19 protein-coding genes and 1 other annotated feature are annotated in these 17,501 nt (G+C 32.6%); of the genes, 13 read left to right on the forward strand and 6 right to left on the reverse strand.

Features of this window, described 5'->3' with window-relative positions; all coding sequences use genetic code 11:
- Positions 1–115 precede the first annotated feature (115 nt).
- The gene (locus tag J5Y03_RS05165) at positions 116–247 is read right to left on the reverse strand and encodes a DUF3941 domain-containing protein (RefSeq protein ID WP_209403261.1); all 132 of its coding nucleotides are present in this window, start codon (positions 245–247) and stop codon (positions 116–118) included.
- 214 nt (positions 248–461) lie between these two features.
- On the opposite strand from J5Y03_RS05165, the gene J5Y03_RS05170 reads away from it, so the two are divergent.
- Both J5Y03_RS05170 and J5Y03_RS05175 read left to right on the forward strand, forming a co-directional pair.
- The gene (locus J5Y03_RS05170) at positions 462–1,313 is read left to right on the forward strand and encodes a YitT family protein (protein ID WP_280849513.1); all 852 of its coding nucleotides are present in this window, start codon (positions 462–464) and stop codon (positions 1,311–1,313) included.
- A 99-nt stretch (positions 1,314–1,412) separates the two neighbouring features.
- Entirely contained in the window at positions 1,413–2,231 is an 819-nt protein-coding gene (locus J5Y03_RS05175; protein WP_209403263.1) for a BsuPI-related putative proteinase inhibitor, read from the forward strand.
- A gap of 99 nt (positions 2,232–2,330) precedes the next feature.
- Here J5Y03_RS05175 and J5Y03_RS19970 read toward each other — a convergent pair whose 3' ends face one another.
- A complete protein-coding gene (locus J5Y03_RS19970; protein ID WP_280849515.1) occupies positions 2,331–2,456 on the reverse strand; it encodes a hypothetical protein in 126 nt (41 codons plus the stop codon).
- A gap of 101 nt (positions 2,457–2,557) precedes the next feature.
- Positions 2,558–3,379, reverse strand: coding sequence for a Cof-type HAD-IIB family hydrolase (locus J5Y03_RS05180; RefSeq protein WP_209403265.1), 822 nt, complete (start codon positions 3,377–3,379; stop codon positions 2,558–2,560).
- Positions 3,380–3,590: 211 nt separating this feature from the next.
- Here J5Y03_RS05180 and J5Y03_RS05185 point away from each other — a divergent pair, with 211 nt between their 5' ends.
- Entirely contained in the window at positions 3,591–3,770 is a 180-nt protein-coding gene (locus J5Y03_RS05185; RefSeq protein ID WP_209403267.1) for a YjzC family protein, read from the forward strand.
- Positions 3,771–4,015: 245 nt separating this feature from the next.
- Here the strand turns inward: J5Y03_RS05185 and J5Y03_RS05190 are convergent, their stop codons facing one another.
- Entirely contained in the window at positions 4,016–4,204 is a 189-nt protein-coding gene (locus tag J5Y03_RS05190; RefSeq protein ID WP_209403269.1) for a YjzD family protein, read from the reverse strand.
- 127 nt (positions 4,205–4,331) lie between these two features.
- Between J5Y03_RS05190 and J5Y03_RS05195 the strand changes: the two genes are divergently transcribed.
- From J5Y03_RS05195 to J5Y03_RS05220, 6 genes are all read left to right on the forward strand, one after another.
- The gene (locus J5Y03_RS05195) at positions 4,332–5,057 is read left to right on the forward strand and encodes an alpha/beta fold hydrolase (protein WP_209403271.1); all 726 of its coding nucleotides are present in this window, start codon (positions 4,332–4,334) and stop codon (positions 5,055–5,057) included.
- A 15-nt stretch (positions 5,058–5,072) separates the two neighbouring features.
- Entirely contained in the window at positions 5,073–5,870 is a 798-nt protein-coding gene (locus J5Y03_RS05200) for an NAD(P)-dependent oxidoreductase (RefSeq protein WP_209403273.1), read from the forward strand.
- Positions 5,871–6,077: 207 nt separating this feature from the next.
- Complete coding sequence (locus tag J5Y03_RS05205) at positions 6,078–7,013, forward strand: beta-ketoacyl-ACP synthase III (RefSeq protein ID WP_209403275.1); 936 nt, start codon at positions 6,078–6,080, stop codon at positions 7,011–7,013.
- 44 nt (positions 7,014–7,057) lie between these two features.
- Positions 7,058–8,293 carry a beta-ketoacyl-ACP synthase II gene (fabF, locus tag J5Y03_RS05210; RefSeq protein ID WP_209403277.1) on the forward strand — a complete coding sequence of 412 codons (1,236 nt, stop codon included), beginning with the start codon at positions 7,058–7,060 and terminating at the stop codon, positions 8,291–8,293.
- 712 nt (positions 8,294–9,005) lie between these two features.
- Positions 9,006–9,800: a DUF2268 domain-containing protein gene (locus J5Y03_RS05215; protein WP_209403279.1), complete on the forward strand. Its 795-nt coding sequence runs from the start codon at positions 9,006–9,008 to the stop codon at positions 9,798–9,800.
- A gap of 116 nt (positions 9,801–9,916) precedes the next feature.
- Positions 9,917–10,669 carry a YjbA family protein gene (locus J5Y03_RS05220; RefSeq protein ID WP_209403281.1) on the forward strand — a complete coding sequence of 251 codons (753 nt, stop codon included), beginning with the start codon at positions 9,917–9,919 and terminating at the stop codon, positions 10,667–10,669.
- 104 nt (positions 10,670–10,773) lie between these two features.
- Here J5Y03_RS05220 and trpS read toward each other — a convergent pair whose 3' ends face one another.
- Both trpS and J5Y03_RS05230 read right to left on the reverse strand, forming a co-directional pair.
- Positions 10,774–11,769, reverse strand: a complete 996-nt coding sequence (trpS, locus tag J5Y03_RS05225; RefSeq protein WP_209403283.1) for a tryptophan--tRNA ligase — start codon at positions 11,767–11,769, stop codon at positions 10,774–10,776.
- 367 nt (positions 11,770–12,136) lie between these two features.
- Positions 12,137–12,372, reverse strand: a binding site (T-box leader).
- Between the two features lie 59 nt (positions 12,373–12,431).
- Complete coding sequence (locus tag J5Y03_RS05230) at positions 12,432–12,806, reverse strand: DUF3899 domain-containing protein (protein WP_209403285.1); 375 nt, start codon at positions 12,804–12,806, stop codon at positions 12,432–12,434.
- Between the two features lie 668 nt (positions 12,807–13,474).
- Here J5Y03_RS05230 and opp3b point away from each other — a divergent pair.
- From opp3b to J5Y03_RS05250, 4 genes are read left to right on the forward strand one after another with little or no spacing between them, the layout of a single operon-like run.
- Complete coding sequence (gene opp3b, locus J5Y03_RS05235; protein ID WP_209403287.1) at positions 13,475–14,404, forward strand: oligopeptide ABC transporter permease; 930 nt, start codon at positions 13,475–13,477, stop codon at positions 14,402–14,404.
- Positions 14,404–15,426 (forward strand): oligopeptide ABC transporter permease, encoded by a 1,023-nt coding sequence (opp3C, locus tag J5Y03_RS05240; protein WP_209403289.1) that lies wholly within the window; start codon positions 14,404–14,406, stop codon positions 15,424–15,426. The genes opp3b and opp3C overlap by 1 nt, the downstream gene beginning before the upstream one ends.
- 21 nt (positions 15,427–15,447) lie before the next feature.
- Positions 15,448–16,494, forward strand: a complete 1,047-nt coding sequence (locus J5Y03_RS05245) for an ABC transporter ATP-binding protein (RefSeq protein ID WP_209403291.1) — start codon at positions 15,448–15,450, stop codon at positions 16,492–16,494.
- On the forward strand, positions 16,484–17,416 hold the full coding sequence (locus J5Y03_RS05250; RefSeq protein ID WP_209403293.1) for an ABC transporter ATP-binding protein: 933 nt from the start codon (positions 16,484–16,486) through the stop codon (positions 17,414–17,416). Before J5Y03_RS05245 ends, J5Y03_RS05250 begins: the two co-directional genes overlap by 11 nt.
- Positions 17,417–17,501: the final 85 nt, after the last annotated feature.

The following is a 17,501-nucleotide window of genomic DNA, read 5'->3' on the forward strand; positions in this document are numbered from 1 at the left end:
CTCACTTCAAGATTGAGAAAAGAAGATAGGCCCTGGAATAACTGCCCCTATAAGCCCAATTGGGCGGGCTAACCATCAGCGGAAGGTGAAAAAACCCACTGATGGAAGTTTTAATTTATAAATGATCTACACTTTTAGAATAAGAATTTTTTGCTGATTGAGCATTTTTATTTGCTAATGCATTGTTCTCTTTTCGAGCTGCATTTTTATCTTTTTTCTTTTTATCATTGTCACTTGTATTTGGCATATAATTTGCTCCTTTCAATATGCAATTCACTTTAGTTTTACCCTTTATAAATAAAAATATGTAAATCAAATAATTTAAAAAATGGCTCTGTTAAAGTTTATTGTTGATTTTTAATACAATTGAGTTTTGAGATATAATCCGATTTTAGCGAATATCAACAATCTTGTTTAACAGAGCCAAAAATATAAATTGGCATCAAGAGGAGGAAGGTTGGTTGGAAAGAAATAAAGATTTATTGATTAAAATTTTTGTTGTAATCGTTGGAGCATTTTTAAATGCTTTTGCAATGAATTGTTTTTTAATTCCTGTTCATGTATATTCAAGTGGATTTGCAGGACTTGCACAACTTCTTTCTAATATTATTGGTGATTTTACACCTTTTACTGTATCAACTGGTTTTTTATTAGCACTATTAAATATTCCTGTAATCATACTTGCATGGAAGAAGCTTGGACGTTCTTTTACATTTTTTAGTGTTCTAAGTGTTGGTGTTATGACTTTCTTTTTAGAAATCATTCCTGTTAAACCACTTTTTTCACATGATATTTTATTAAATTCAGTCTTTGGTGGTTTAATTGCTGCAATTGGGATTGGATATACATTTAAATATGGAGGATCTACTGGTGGTTTAGATATTATTGCTCTTGTCTTATCTAAATTAAAAGGTAAATCCGTTGGTAACTATTTCTTCTTGTTTAATGCAATTATCATTTTAACAGCTGGCTATTTATATGGAATGGAAAAAGCTCTTTATACATTAGTGAATTTATATGTTGTGACAAAAGTAATTGATACGATTCATACAAGTCATGTCAAAGTAACAGCTATGATTATTACTTCAAAAGGTGAAGAATTAAGTAAGGAAATTCATTCAAAACTTGTTCGTGGAATTACCAAAATGGATGCAACTGGAGCATTTACAAATCAAGAAAAAGATGTCTTGATGATTGTCCTAACTCGATATGAATTATATGATTTAGAACATATTATAAAACAAGTTGATCCTAAGGCTTTTACAAATGTAGTAGAGACTGTAGACGTATTAGGAGAATTTCGTAAAGCATAAAAGGTAGGTCTTCCTGCCTTTTTTTTAATTATTTTACTTTTATTTGATTGTTTTTTGGTATAATTCTGAATAAGGATAATACAAAGGTGGAGATGGATTATGAAAAGACGTATCATTCTAATTGCAGCATGTCTATTTACATTAAGTGCTTGTGGGGTAAAGGAAAAAGATGTTAAACCTGCTACAAGTACGAAGCAAACTATCGAACACAATGACTCATTTAAAGTAGAAAGTCTAAAACCGGGTTTAAAGGTTAATGTTGCGAGTGGGCTATTAACAATGTCTTACTCCATTAAAAATGGAAATACAGTCCCAGCAAACATATCATTTCCAACCGCTCAACAAATTGAATTTACGATCTCTTCAGAAGATGGGACAATCGTTTATCAGTCATCAAAAGATGGTGCTTTTTCTAATATCGAAACAAATAGTGACATATTAGCAAATCAAACGAAAACATGGGAAGAACAAGTCAATCTTTCCACAAGAAATTTACAATATGGAAAATTTAAAGTACAAGCTGAATTAGTGGCTAATAAAATTAATGATGAAAAGGTAGTAAGTCCTTCACAAGCTTTGTCAGATGAGTTTTCATACGAAAAAGTAAAAGTTAGTCCAACGAAACAAACTGATATACAAGTAACAGGTGAAAATGGACTGTATCATGTGAAAGGTACTTTTGTGAAAATAGGTCACAAGGCATATTATACTGTTGAAGACGGCCACAATAATTTAATTGATGAAACGCTATTACCAATTAAAAGTAAAGATGGCTCTGTTGCAAACTTAGACTTTGATATTAAAATTCCAAAAAGTGATTTACCAAAAAATGGAGTTGTATCATTAGTTATTTATGAAAAAGATAGTGATGACCAAATTAGTAACTCTGTTGATACAACACTTCAAGATTTTCAATAAAAAACGACAAGGAAAAAACAAGGCTGTCTTATTTTGAGACAGCCTTGTTTCCATTTTCAATAGGCTTTTAGGCGTTTGCAGATGAAAGATAACACGATTTTATCGTTTTGTTTTTCGTTGTTCAGCTTCAGCAAGTGTAGAGTGATAAGGGAACTTTTCAGAATGCTTTGTAAGAAAATCTGTACTTTGTTGAATAAAGCGTTTAGATTTAGTACCTCTGCCCATCATCATTCCCCCCTTAAAAATAACACTTATTAAGTGTCATTTCTAGTTTGGGCAAATCGCGATTTTTTATAATTGGTTAAATATGATTAATCAGTCAATATCTACTTTGTATTTGGTAAATTTAAAAAATCTTCCAGAAAAATAGCGAGACCATCTTCTTCATTTGTTAAAGTTTGATAATTGGCGATATTTTTGAGCTTATCAATGGCATTCCCCATTGCAACACCATGACCAGCGTATTCAATCATTTCTAAATCGTTATCCTCATCTCCAAATGCGATAATATTTTTTTGTGGAATGTTATAATATGACGCAACTTTTTGGAGACCAATTGCTTTATTGATGCCTGCTTTAATCACTTCTATTACATGAAATGGTGCAGCCCATCTACGATGATCAATAATCTCAGCGTGAACATTCGATAAGTGCTCACGAATGCTACTTACATGTTTTTCATCACTATCAATTAGTAAACAAGTTGGTGGATTAGTTAAATTTTCTAATAAATCACCATGCTTTATGTCTTCATATATATACTGAAAAAGCGAAATCGATTCCTCGATATCTTTATCAGCATAGATGTCATCTAATACTTCAGCATACATATTCTTTAATTCATATTCTTTACATGAAGCAATGACTTCACGTGCGACTTCTAGAGGAAGTGTTTCATGATAATATCCAAAGGAAGGATCAAGTGGGTGATGTACATATGCCCCATTGAAATTCACGATTGGCGTAGTTAATTTTAACTCATCATAATACATTTTACTTGCCCTAAAAGGACGCCCAGTAGAAATAACAATTTGGTGTCCAGCTTGTTTAGCTGCTTCGATTACTTTTTTTGTTTTGGTTGAAATTGTTTTTTGATCAGTAAGTAATGTGCCATCTAAATCAATTGCGATTAAATAGTTGGAATTCATGGAATCACCCTTTCTTATTTATAAGTGTAAATGTATCTATATAGAATTGTCTAGAAAAGATATTGTAATGTATGTTTTAAGGTAGGAAGAAAATAAAAAAAATTTCTGCATTATTTTAAACCAAGAATTGTTAATCATACCACTAATTATATAGCAAAAATAAAATTTAAAAGGTAATAATACAAACATATATAGAAGGGAGGAAGTACACTTGGGACAACAACATCAATTTCGCGCAGGAGATAAGGCTCCTAATAATGGAATATACATTGAAGTGGGTGAAACAAATAGTAACGTAAATCACCCTAAGATGATTAAGCTAAAAGCCGGAGAAAAATTCCCGAGAAACAGCAACCATAACAGAAAATGGACGTATCATGAAAAAGTGTAATCTCTCGGGTAGCCTCGACAGGCACTAAATGCTCAGACTGAAGAAGTGTGGTTTTCATTCTGAGGTGAAGTGACCATGATGCTTAAAGATGGAACCAGACAAGAAAAGTGTAGGCGACTAGCTAAATAAAAAAATAAAGTCAAAATAAAAACGCCCAACTATGTGGGCGTTTTCATTTGTGTTTATACATAAGAAAGCACTTAACTTGAACGTTTTATCGTCAAGTCTCATATGTTATGTATAGATTAATGATGTTTTGTTACTGGTTCATTAGGGATTAAAGCTTCGCTAAGTACAAGAATAATGACAGTAAATACAACTGACATGATTGTTGAAGAAGTAAAATTATACGCTCCACCAGTCATTGAACTTAGTACGTAGCCACCCATGTTTGATAAAACGAAACACCAGAAGAAAGCTGCAATAATACGCACTGATATCACTCCTAATTTAAGCTATTCTTATCATACCACAATCATAGATTAGAAATAAATAATGTTTTTTTTAATGAAAGATGTTGAAAGTGTATGAAGAATATACAAGCAAGGTAGGGTGAGGAGAATGGAAATTACGGAACGCTATTTTTTCCAAGAAGACCAACAAGCTGTTATTCACCTACCTCAAAGACCTAATGGATTTGGAATACTTTATATAGGTGGTCGGTCGCATTATGTTGAGAATCAAGAAAGTTGTTTAATTCATCACGTCGATAAAAAGGGTATGATTGAATATTTTAGAAGTCAAGGTTACACAATTTTTACTTGTAATTTTTATGGGAGACATTGGGGAAGTGATCAAGCCGTATTTTTAGCAAACACTTTGTATCACTCTGTTATGAGAAAAGAAACACTAAATCCAGCTATTCATATTATTGGTGAGGATATGGGTGCACTGCTTGTCTGTAAATTATTTCGAAACAGTCCCATACGAATTAGAAGTATAGTCTTAATAAATCCAATTTTAAATCTACAAGATGAATTAGAAATGGAACGAAAAAATATCGTATTTTTTAAAAGAACTCTTCATGAAGTATTAAATGCATATCAAACTAATCATTTAAATTTTGCATTAAAACAAGGTTGTAATTTTTACGAAAATATTACCCCGATTAAAATATACTCTTCTACAAGGAATCATTATAAATGGAAAAATCAAATTCGCCTAATAGAGCAAGAGAGGCTTAGCAGAAAGTTGGATTTTTCTTTACTCATTTTTCATGAAGAAAAGAAATATGCTTATGCAAGAGATATACATCATTTTTTTAAGCTACATCAAAAAGTTTTATAGAATGGGGGATGTCATTTGGAAAAATGTGTTGTTTTAGGAGCAAGTGGATTTATTGGGTTTGAGCTGGTTTGTAAATTAATGGAAAAATATTGTGTGACAGCCATTATTACAAATGACACAAATGATTGTTATGAATCAAGGGAGGAAAAAATTTTTGCAGTCGGCAGAAATGCAAATGTAAAGTTTATTGATATAAGTGACTTTCAACATGGGAATGAGGAATACAAACTACTGTTTAATTGTCATTTAATAGATAAAAATCAACGAGATGAAACAAATAATATAATCGATTATTTTGATCACTTTAATTTTGATCATATAAAAGAAATTATCTGGTTAATGGATAAGAATAAAATAAATAATAACATACAAAAACTAATTCATGAGTATATGGAGGAAATAGGAAAAAAAGGAACAATTATTCAAATACCTGATGTCTATGGTCCATGGCAACCAGTTCGTCATTCAATTCATCAAATGATTGTTCATGATATTGAACAACGAGGCAATCCCTATGTTTTTACGTTACCTATAAAAGAATTGCTGTATGTAGAAGATGTAGCAAGTGCAATTATTTCAATTAGTGAAAAGGAATTTAAAGAAGAAAAATATGAATTAACTTCAGATGCATCTGTTTCATTGAAAGAAGGGACAATCACAAATGGTATTCAAGACTTTATTGCTAAGCTTAACATAAATAGTAAAAGAACTCATTCGGAGGTAACTCCTTATATTATCAAAACACCTTTTCCTCTTAATGAAGGTTTAGCTAAACAAAAACAACATATTCAGCAGTTTTTTCACTTATACTAATTAAACGGTTTAGTATACTATTGGGGTAAGATTATGAATTTATTTTCCATTTCAATCGCGATATGAAGTATAATTTGTTATTGTTCCAAATTTCATAAAAAAACTTTTGGCGTCTTCATTAAAAATAATAGACAAAGGAAGTTTTTTTCTTTAAAATTAGTACCAGATACTAGAGTTAAGTGATAAAACCGAAAGGATTGATTGATAGTGAATGCAGGAATAATCGGTATAGGATCCTATGTACCTGAAAAGGTGTTAACAAATAAAGATTTAGAAAAAATGGTTGATACAAATGATGAATGGATTGTTACTCGTACGGGAATTAAAGAAAGAAGAATAGCTACAGATGATCAAGATACATCTGACTTAGCATACGAAGCTGCTAAAAGAGCGATTGAAGATGCGAAAATTTCTGCAGAAGAAATTGATTTAATTTTAGTTGCAACTGTAACACCAGATCGATCATTTCCATCTGTAGCTTGTATGATTCAAGATCGTTTAGGAGCGAAAAAAGCAGCAGCAATGGATTTAAGTGCAGCATGTGCTGGTTTTATGTATGGTGTTGTAACTGCTTCTCAATTTATTAATGGGGGTAGCTATCGACATGTATTAGTAGTAGGTGTTGAGAAGTTATCAAAAATAACTGACTGGACTGATCGGAATACAGCAGTTTTATTTGGTGACGGTGCTGGTGCAGTAGTTGTTGGACCTGTTAGTGATGGGCGTGGTATTTTATCATTTGAATTAGGTGCAGATGGAAGTGGCGGAAAACATCTTTACAAAAAAGATGATTATATTTTTATGAATGGTAGAGAAGTATTTAAATTTGCAGTTCGACAAATGGGTGACTCATGTGAAAATGTCTTGAAACTTGCAGGATTAACAAAAGAAGAAGTTGACTTTCTTATTCCTCATCAAGCAAACACAAGAATAATGGAGGCAGCAAGAGAAAGACTTCAGCTACCAAAAGAAAAAATGAGCGTCATAATTGATCGACATGGTAATACCTCTTCATCATCTATTCCGATTGCATTAGATGAGGAATATAAAAAAGGAAATATAAAAGATGATGACGTGATCGTGATGGTTGGTTTTGGCGGTGGTTTAACTTGGGGAGCTATTACGTTACGTTTTGGAAAATAATCAAAAAATAATATATAAATATAGATAGAAATGGAGAGATAAACATGACAAAGAAGAGGGTAGTCATTACAGGAGTAGGAGCAGTAACACCTGTAGGTAATGATGTAGAAACAATGTGGAAAAATTTAATAAATGGAGTAAGTGGTATCGGCGTTTTAACACGTAAAGATCCAGAAAGCTTCCCTGTTAAAGTTGCAGGAGAAGTGAAAGATTTTAATCCTGAAGATTTTATTGACAAAAAAGAAGTGAAACGTATGGATCGTTTTACTCATTATGCAATTGCAGCTTCTAAAATGGCTCTTGAAGATTCAAAGTTAGCAATTACAGAAGAAAATGCAAATGATGTTGGTGTATGGATTGGTTCTGGTATTGGTGGAATGGAAACATATGAAGACCAATTTAACGTTTTTCTAACAAAGGGAACAAGACGTGTAAGTCCATTCTTCATTCCAATGATGATTCCTGATATGGCATCTGGACAAGTATCAATTTTTACTGGTGCAAAAGGTCCAAACGGCTGTACAGTAACTGCATGTGCTTCAGGGGCAAATTCAATTGGTGATGCGTTTAAAATTATTCAACGTGGAGACGCTAAAGCGATGATTACTGGTGGTGCAGAAGCTCCAATCACTAGCATGGCTCTTGCTGGATTTAGTGCAGCACGTGCTTTATCATTAAATCCTGATCCTAAAGAAGCGTGTAAACCTTTTGATGCAGCTAGAGAAGGCTTTGTTATTGGTGAAGGTGCAGGTATTGTCATTTTAGAAGAGCTTGAAAGTGCTCTTGCTCGTGGAGCAAAAATATATGCTGAGATTGTTGGATATGGTACTACTGGTGATGCTCACCATATTACTGCACCAGCTCCAGGTGGAGAAGGTGGAGCTCGTGCGATGAGAATGGCTTTAAAAGACGGAGGATTAAACAAAGTCGACTATATTAATGCTCATGGTACAAGTACAGAATTAAACGACAAATTTGAAACAATGGCAATTAAAGAAGTATTTGGAGAAGAGGCAGCTAAATTATCTATTAGCTCAACAAAATCAATGACGGGTCATATGCTAGGAGCAGCAGGTGCTGTAGAAGCGATTATAACTGCTTTGGCAATTGAAAGAAGCATTATTCCTCCTACAATAAACTATAAAAATAAAGATGAAGAATGTGATTTAAATTATGTTCCAAATCAAGCAGTTGAAAAAGAAGTGAACTTTGCAATTAGTAACTCTTTAGGATTTGGTGGTCATAACGTTACACTTGCATTCAAGAAATACGAAGCTTAGGATTTCCTATAACAGGTCACCTTTGAGAGAGAAAAGTAAATAATAAATAACGAAAAGACAGACCCAACAACAAAATCTGGGTCTGTCTTTTTTATTGTTAAATCAAGGTTTTCATAGAAATTGTTATTATAATCACAGAAAATTAACACTTACTTTATCGATGGAATTCAGAGTTGGAGTAACCGTAGGGCGGGTCAAGAGATAGCTGAACAGCTTTGTATTAATAACGATAACCGAAAAAGAGTATTGAATTCAATTTCAATTTCAATGCTTTTTTTACTACGATTTATTGTGTTAATTTTATTGCTATTTGAATTGGAATTTAGCCTCAATTAAATAGCTTTTCTCTGAAAAGAGAACCCGTGAGATTTCATAAGTTCTTTTTTGGGGGGCTATGTTCTAAAAGATTGTTGCTCTGAGGTTTGTAATTTTAAAGACAGAAGTTGATTACAATGGAAGGTGCGAGACTCCTGTGGGAATAGCGGGAAGGGTGAGACCCCGCAGGCTAGCCGAGGAGGCTCAGCTCACGCCCCACGGAAAGGGAGCAACCTGGAGTTGTAATCAACTAACGCATTCTAAAAAACAACAGTTAACTACAAATTTTACAAAAAAACAGCCATTCTGATTTATCATTCAAAGGGTGTTTTCTTTTATGGACGACTTTCTAATTTACCTCATGACCATATGCTAATTAGTAAAGGGGAGTGAGTAAATGGGAGTTGTGCAAACGTATAATTGGTTTGAGAAAGATCAATTTAATAAACAAGAAATCTTGAAAAAGCTTCTACACTACTTTCATTTTCCTAATGGTAAAGAATTGTACAATCATTTGCGCAAAAATGGGATGTCAGAATGGGATGATGACTTCATAGAGCGAATAAGATTATTAAAAGAAGCGGGAGTTTGGAAAGAACTTCAAAATGAATATATAAAAATAAAAAAAGAATGGAATGGTCCTGAAATTCCTATCTTTATATTTCCTTGTGTAAGTGTAAGGCAATTTCTACGCTCACCTACGTTTCATCGTGGTGGAGTAGCGTTTGATAATGGGATTTGCATATTTTTATCTCCACTAGAAGGAATAAAGCAACATAAAGCAGTATTAATACATGAATACAATCATGTTGTCCGTTTAAAGCGATTATATCAACATAAGAAGGTTACTTTATTAGATGCAATGATATTAGAAGGACTTGCTGAGAATGCAGTAAATGAATTGGTAGGAGAAAGGTATCAAGCACCATGGACAACACTTTACTCTTCTGAGAAATGTCGCCAGTTTTATAAACATTATTTAGAAGAGCATTTGAATCTAACAAATGAAGATGAGTTATATCAAACGTTATTATTTGGGTTAAAAAGTTTTCCAAATTTATTAGGATATTGTGTAGGTTACGATATTGTGAAGGAATGTGTAAAAAAGAAAAATTGGTCATCAAATCAACTTATCTCGATAAATAGTCAAATAATAAAAGATCATGCAATAAGTTATCTTGCTAATAACTAATTATTCAAAATGTGAATAAAAAATGAGTTTTTGTAATTAGGGATTTTGTTGGAATAATTTAGTTATTCACTGACCATACTGATGGTTACATACAGTTGTGAAGTGAGGGGTAGTAAATGTTGTATCTACATGATGTATGGGTCAATTGGTTTGAAGGTGAAGAGAACGGTTATAATGTTTGTCATTTTTTTGAATGGCGTAAAGAAGACAATGTTGAATTATTGGATCAAGTTCCTATTATTAAAGTTACACCTGTGCTATTTCATTTTATTGAGAATGAATTACTTGAACTACCTTCAGAGCTTATTTCAGAAGTGTACCAAAAGGCATATGTCCGTAAAAATCATGAGCGAATACAGTTAGACTATTGTTTTGTTGTAACTGACGGCAGTGGTATATTAGCGGTAGATACAATCGGTTACAATATTCCAATTCGGAAAAGTCGTTTAATTCCTAGACAAGAACAGATGGTTTATGAAATGACACAAGAGTTAGAAGGAAATGATTTTAACTTCCAAATTTTAAACAAAGAAGAACAGAAAGAGCATCATATTCTGTCACCTTCTCCAAAGATCATGAATGGTTTAACAAGAAAAGAACGCCAACTTAAACAGCTACTTTTTATGGCACTTGATCAATTATATTCCATGAAAAATACATCTGAGATTCGCTACTGGTATACTGAATGGAATCCCAGTTCATATAAAGATATCCAAGCTTTGGTGTTTGATGATATTTGGGTCCAATTATATGAAGAAATAAAGTTTGGGTGGACTGAGCGTCACGAACAATTATGTGAGCGTATTGTAAAAGGTCAGCCTTTTTTTGAAAAGCTCTGGGAAATGGAACATGAGCAAAAGGTAAATTAATAACAAGTATAAGATTTAAAAATCAGGCTAATTTAGAAACTCTTCTAAATTAGCCTGATTTCATTTACTATTGGTCCAAGAACCTAGAACCTAGGCCCTGCTTTTTACTTTCTTTTCCTTCCTAATCCCATCGCATTTTCCATTTTTTTAAGCATTTTATTTGCTACCATATTTGCTTTTTGTGCGCCATTATCTAATATTTGATCTAATTCTTCAGAGTTAAGGATTTCATGATATCGCTCACGTAATGGTCTTAAACCTTCAATGACAACGTCAGCAACCGCTTGTTTAAAATCACCATAATTTTTGCCTTCAAATTTTTGTTCAAGTTGTAGAATTGTTTCACCAGTGAAGGCAGAATAAATACTTAGAAGATTTGAGATACCTGGTTTATTGTCTTTATCAAACTTTACAATACCTTCAGAATCAGTTACAGAACTCTTAATTTTCTTTTCAATTACCTTTGGCTCATCTAATACAAAAATAGTTGCTTTTTGATTTTCGTCTGATTTACTCATTTTTTTTGTTGGCTCTGCCAAGGACATGATGCGTGCTGCATTTTTACTAATACGGATATCAGGAATTGTAAAGATATCATTATATTTTTTATTAAAGCGTTCAGCTAAGTCACGTGTCAGTTCAATATGTTGTTTTTGATCATCACCAACAGGAACTAAATCTGTTCCATATAGTAAAATATCTGCAGCCATCAAAGGAGGATAAGTTAACAACCCTGCAACTACACCTTCTTTACCTGAAGATTTATCTTTAAATTGTGTCATACGTTCTAATTCACCAATATAAGAAACACATTGCATCATCCATCCGGCTTGTGCATGAGCAGGTACTTCAGATTGAATAAAAATTGTAGATTTTTCAGGATTTAAACCTGCAGCAACATAAATAGCTGCTAAACTACGGATGTTTTTTCGAAGTTCTAGGCGATCTTGTGGAATAGTTATAGCGTGCTGATCAACAATGCAAAAATAGCAATTGTAATCATTTTGAAGCTCAATAAACTGTTTTAAAGCTCCTAAATAGTTACCTAAAGTAATCCCGCCACTTGCTGTTGGTTGAATACCACTGAAAATTGTTTGCATACTAATTACCTCCAAAAAATTAATTTAAAAAATAGTTTGATTCTCGTAGTTAGCAACAAAGTTGTTAACAGAGCCAAATGTTTAAAAAAAGGCTTTTTCGTTACTATTTTAGAATGCGTTAGTTGATTACAACTCCAGGATGCTCGCTTTCCTAGGGGCGTGAGCTGAGCCTCCTCGTCGCATACGCTCCTATGGGGTCTCAGCCTTCCCGCATCTCCCATAGGAGCCGAGCACCCTTCCGTTGTAATCAACTTCTGTCTTTTAAAAGCAACAATCATTAAAAAAATAGCCAAAATTAAAAATCTCAAAGCAACAATCTTTTAGAAAAGAGCTAAAAAATAAAAAAAGCGGCATAATCTCTCTAAAAAATAGAGACGATTAAACCGCGGTACCACTCTAGTTATTTCCTCCAAAGGAAATCACTTATCGCATAGTGAAAAAACTATGCACTCTATTAACGTCAGAGTCACGTCGAAGCCTACTTAAAAATTGTTCAGTCCGAAGCTCAGAAGTCCATTCCTTCAGTATGTAAGACTTGTTTGCACCAACCACAAGCTCTCTAAACATACATTACTGAGTACTACTCTTCTTCATAGCTCAATATATATTTTACTAATAATAATATATTAATTATATACATATTTCAAGCGAATGATACAGTTTTACGATAAAATAATAAAACTAAAAATCAAAGATAATGCAATAAAACTAAATGCAGAAAAGAGAAATGGCTTAGTGATTGAAAAAGAATATTTTTTATAGATCATCTCTTTACTTACTTCAGTTGATTCTTCACCAGTCATTGATAGTACTTTATCTTCATTACGTTTAAAAACTTTTTTCATTCCAAAACGAGTAAGATTAAAAAATCCACTCTCAATTACAAATAAAAATCCACCAACGATTAACAAAACTAAACCTATATAAAAGATTGAATTCGTAAAATGAAGAAAGACTTTTGAAGTACCTTGAATAATTGTTAGTAAAAAAGAAACGATCGTACCCACGATTAAGATTGTAACTATTTTTTTTTGCATCAAATTAACTCCACCCCTAGAAGTAAAAATAGATTGAAAAGTATTCTAAGTATAATATAGTATGAATTTAAGAAGTTTGTAAACAAGTATGAAAATTGTTAAAATTAGTTAAATAATTAACAGTTTTTTCAAAATGTATAGAATTTTATCGCAAAATTCTTGTAAAAATCTGATAAATCGGTATAATAAAAATTGTAGAAAAAAATCGATTTTAATCGAAAATCATTTCGTGCTAAAAATTCAGAATTGTAGATTAATATTTTTCTATAACAATCTTATAGACATCTAGGGGGTAAATCGAATAAAATCAGAAACTAAGATTGGTAATTTGAATTAATCAATTTTTAATGAAGGATTTAGTACTTTTATACTAGAATTAGTAAAGGTAAATATTTCTAATAAGTTAAAAAATATGATAATTTACATAATTAATAAGTGTAAAAAGTTGTTATCAATTTTCTAAAAGAAAGATAGCGCTTACTTTTTGGATCGATAGTTTAATTACTATTTTTTATTAATCATTTAAAAGACTTGTATTCTTTAATAACTGAAATTTGGAACTAATTAGTAAGTTCTGGAGAGTATTTGGGATGCCACATACTCTCCTTTTATAAAAAGAATTATCAAAAAATAAAAAATATTAGAAAGTAAATTGAGGAGGTGCTATTGTGGGACGTTATGTACTACAAAGATTTGTTTACATGTTTATTACACTATTTTTAATCTGTACAGTTACTTTTTTCTTAATGAAACTATTACCAGGTTCTCCTTTGCATAACCAGGAGAAATTAACACCTGAACAACAGCACATTATTTTAAAGAAATATGGTTTAGATAAACCAGTAGCAGTACAATATCTAACCTATATTAAAAATCTGGCAAAGGGTGATCTAGGGGAATCATTTAAATATGATAATCGACCTGTTACACAAATGATTACTCAACGTATTGGACCGTCTGCACAATTAGGTGGTCAAGCACTTTTATTAGGTACTTTTGTTGGATTAATATTAGGTATTATTTCAGCACTTAAAAATAATACGATATTTGATTATGGATCAACAGTTATTGCTGTTTTAGGGATTTCGATTCCGTCCTTCGTATTTGGAGCTTTATTACAATTTGAATTTGCTGTAAAACATGAATGGTTCCCTGTAGCATATTGGGATGGTTTTCAATACACAGTATTACCAACAATTGCATTATCAGTGTTTGTAATTGCAACAGTTGGTCGTTTTTCTAGAACTGAATTAATTGAAGTAATGAATTCAGAATATATTATTACGGCAAGAGCTAAAGGTATTTCTAAGTTAGGCGTAATTTTAAAGCATGCTTTACGAAATGCGTTAATTCCAGTTATTACGATTTTAGGTCCATTAGCAGTTAACTTAATGACAGGTACATTAGTAATTGAAAATATGTATGCAGTACCTGGTTTAGGGTCTCAATTCGTAAATTCGATTACAGTTAATGACTATACAGTTATTATGGGTACTACAATTTTCTATAGCGCATTTTTATTAATCGTTATTTTTGCGGTTGATATTTTATACGGAATCATTGATCCACGTATTCGTTTAGCGGGAGGTAAGAAATAATGAATAATAATACAGCACAAAAAATTTCATCAGATTTATTTCAACCTGCTAAATCTGATTTGCATAGTGCAGAGAAGATCACTAGACCTGCAGACTCATTTTGGAAAGACGCTACAAGAAGACTGTTCAAAAATAAAGGGGCAGTTCTTGGGCTGGTTATTCTTGGGATTTTAATATTCTTTATAATTGCTGGTCCATCCATGAGTAAATACTCTTATAAAGACCAAGATATTAGTCGTGCAAAATTACCACCAAAAATTGGAATACTAGCAAATGTTCATTGGTTACCTTTTGATGGTGTAGATCAATATGGTGTTGATCAATATAAAGCTAAAGGAGTTAAGTATAACTTTTGGTTCGGAACGGATGATCTAGGTCGTGACCTATGGACAAGAACATGGGAAGGTGCTCGAGTTTCCATTTATATTGGTTTACTGGCAGCTGCAATTGACATGCTTATTGGTGTAACATATGGAGGAATATCTGGTTTCTATGGTGGTCGAACTGATACGATCATGCAGCGCGTTGCAGAGGTATTAATGGGAATTCCATACTTGATTGTTGTAATTCTATTTATATTAATCTTCAAAAATCCTGGTATTTTATCAATTTCATTAGCAATGGTAATTACCGGATGGGTAAATATGTCTCGTATTGTTCGAGGACAAATGTTGAAATTAAAAAACCAAGAATTTGTATTGGCATCTAGAACGTTAGGTGCATCAAATTCAAGATTAATTGCAAAACATTTAATTCCAAATGTTCTGGGACCAATTATTGTAATGATGATGTTTACAATTCCAAGTGCGATTTTCTCAGAAGCATTCTTAAGTTTTATTGGATTAGGAATTCGTCCGCCTTTCGCTTCATTAGGTTCACTAGTAAGTGATGGATTTAAATCACTTCAAACGTACCCACACATGATGGCGATTCCAGCAGTTGTCATCAGCTTATTAATTTTAAGTTTTAACTTATTAGCTGATGGATTACGTGATGCTCTTGATCCAAAAGCAGGTAAGTAATGATTGAAAGGAGAATGAAAAATGAGTAAAATACTTGAAGTAAAAGATTTATGTGTCTCCTTTTATACACATGCTGGTGAAGTACAAGCTGTACGTGGGGTTAGCTTTGACTTGAAAAAGGGAGAAACATTAGCAATCGTAGGTGAATCTGGTTCGGGAAAATCAGTTACATCTAAAGCTCTAATGGGATTAATTCCAAATCCGCCTGGTAAAATTAAAAAGGGTGAGATTTTATTTGGTGGTAAAGATTTAACAAAATTAACTGATAAAGAAATGCAAAATATACGTGGTAAAGAAATATCAATGATTTTCCAAGATCCAATGACATCATTAAATCCAACAATGACAATTGGATATCAAATTATGGAAGGTTTAATTAAGCATCAAAAGATGAATAAAGCTGATGCGAGAAAAATAGCTTTAGATCTTTTAAACTTAGTAGGTATTCCTAATGCAGAAGTACGTTTAAAAGAATATCCTCATCAATTTTCGGGTGGGATGAGACAACGTGTTGTTATTGCGATGGCACTTGCATGTAATCCAAAGCTTCTAATTGCTGATGAACCAACAACAGCGTTAGACGTTACAATTCAAGCTCAAATTCTTGAATTAATGAAGGATATTCAAAAGAAGACTGATTCAGCTATTATCTTTATTACGCATGATCTTGGCGTTGTTGCAAATGTAGCTGATAAAGTAGCAGTAATGTATGCTGGTAGAGTAGTAGAGATTGGTACAGTAGATGATATATTCTACAATCCAAAACATCCATATACTTGGGGGCTATTAGCTTCAATGCCAAGTTTAGAAAATGAGGAGGATGAATTGATTGCAATTCCTGGTACACCGCCAGATTTATTACATCCTCCAAAAGGAGATGCATTTGCTCCACGTAATCCAAATGCTTTAAAAATTGACTTTGAAATGGAACCGCCAATGTTCAAAGTATCTGATACGCATTATGCAGCAACTTGGTTATTACATGAGGATGCTCCGAAAGTTGAGCCACCTGAAGTTGTTAAAAAACGTATCAGTCGTATGAAAGAAGGTGTAGTAAATGTCAAATAGTACAGAAAAATTGATTGAAGTCAAAAATCTTAAACAATACTTTAATACTGGAAAAACAGTAGTAAAGGCAATCGATGATGTTACTTTTGACATTTATCGTGGTGAAACGTTTGGATTAGTAGGAGAATCGGGATCTGGTAAATCAACTACTGGACGTACAATCATCCGATTATATGATGCTACTGATGGTCAAGTTATCTTTGATGGAGCAGACGTACATGGAAAGAAAAATAGAAAAGACTTGAAACAATTTAATCGTCGTATGCAAATGATCTTCCAAGATCCTTATGCATCATTAAATCCTCGAATGAAGGTTGCAGATATCATTGCTGAGGGAATTGATATTCATGGTCTTGCAAAAAATAGACAAGAACGTACTAAAATGGTATATGATCTGTTAGAAACAGTTGGGTTAAACAAAGAACACGCTAATCGTTTCCCACATGAATTTAGTGGTGGTCAACGCCAACGTATTGGTATTGCAAGAGCGTTAGCCGTGCAACCAGACTTTATTATTGCAGATGAGCCAATTTCAGCACTGGATGTGTCAATTCAAGCACAGGTAGTAAATCTTCTAAAAAAATTACAAAATGAAAAGGGCTTAACATATTTATTCATTGCCCATGACTTATCGATGGTTAAATACATTAGTGACCGAATTGGTGTAATGTTCCATGGTAAAATTGTAGAATTAGCTGATAGTAATGAATTGTATAATTATCCAATTCATCCTTACACGAAATCTTTATTATCAGCAATTCCTTTACCAGACCCTGATTATGAGCGCAATCGCAAACGTATTGTGTATGATCCAAAACAACACAACTACGGAGACGAAAAACCAGAATTCAGAGAAGTTCGTCCGGGACATTTTGTGTTATGTTCTGAAGCGGAATTTAAACTTTATAAAGAAATGTATTAATTATAAAAACCAAAAAGTGATAGCTTTTTCTATTAAAAGAAAGAGCTGTCGCTTTTTGGTTTTTATTAAACTTGATTAAGGAGGA

The sequence above is a fragment of the Gottfriedia endophytica genome, from assembly GCF_017814275.1.
In the GTDB taxonomy this organism is placed as follows: domain Bacteria; phylum Bacillota; class Bacilli; order Bacillales; family Bacillaceae_G; genus Gottfriedia; species Gottfriedia endophytica.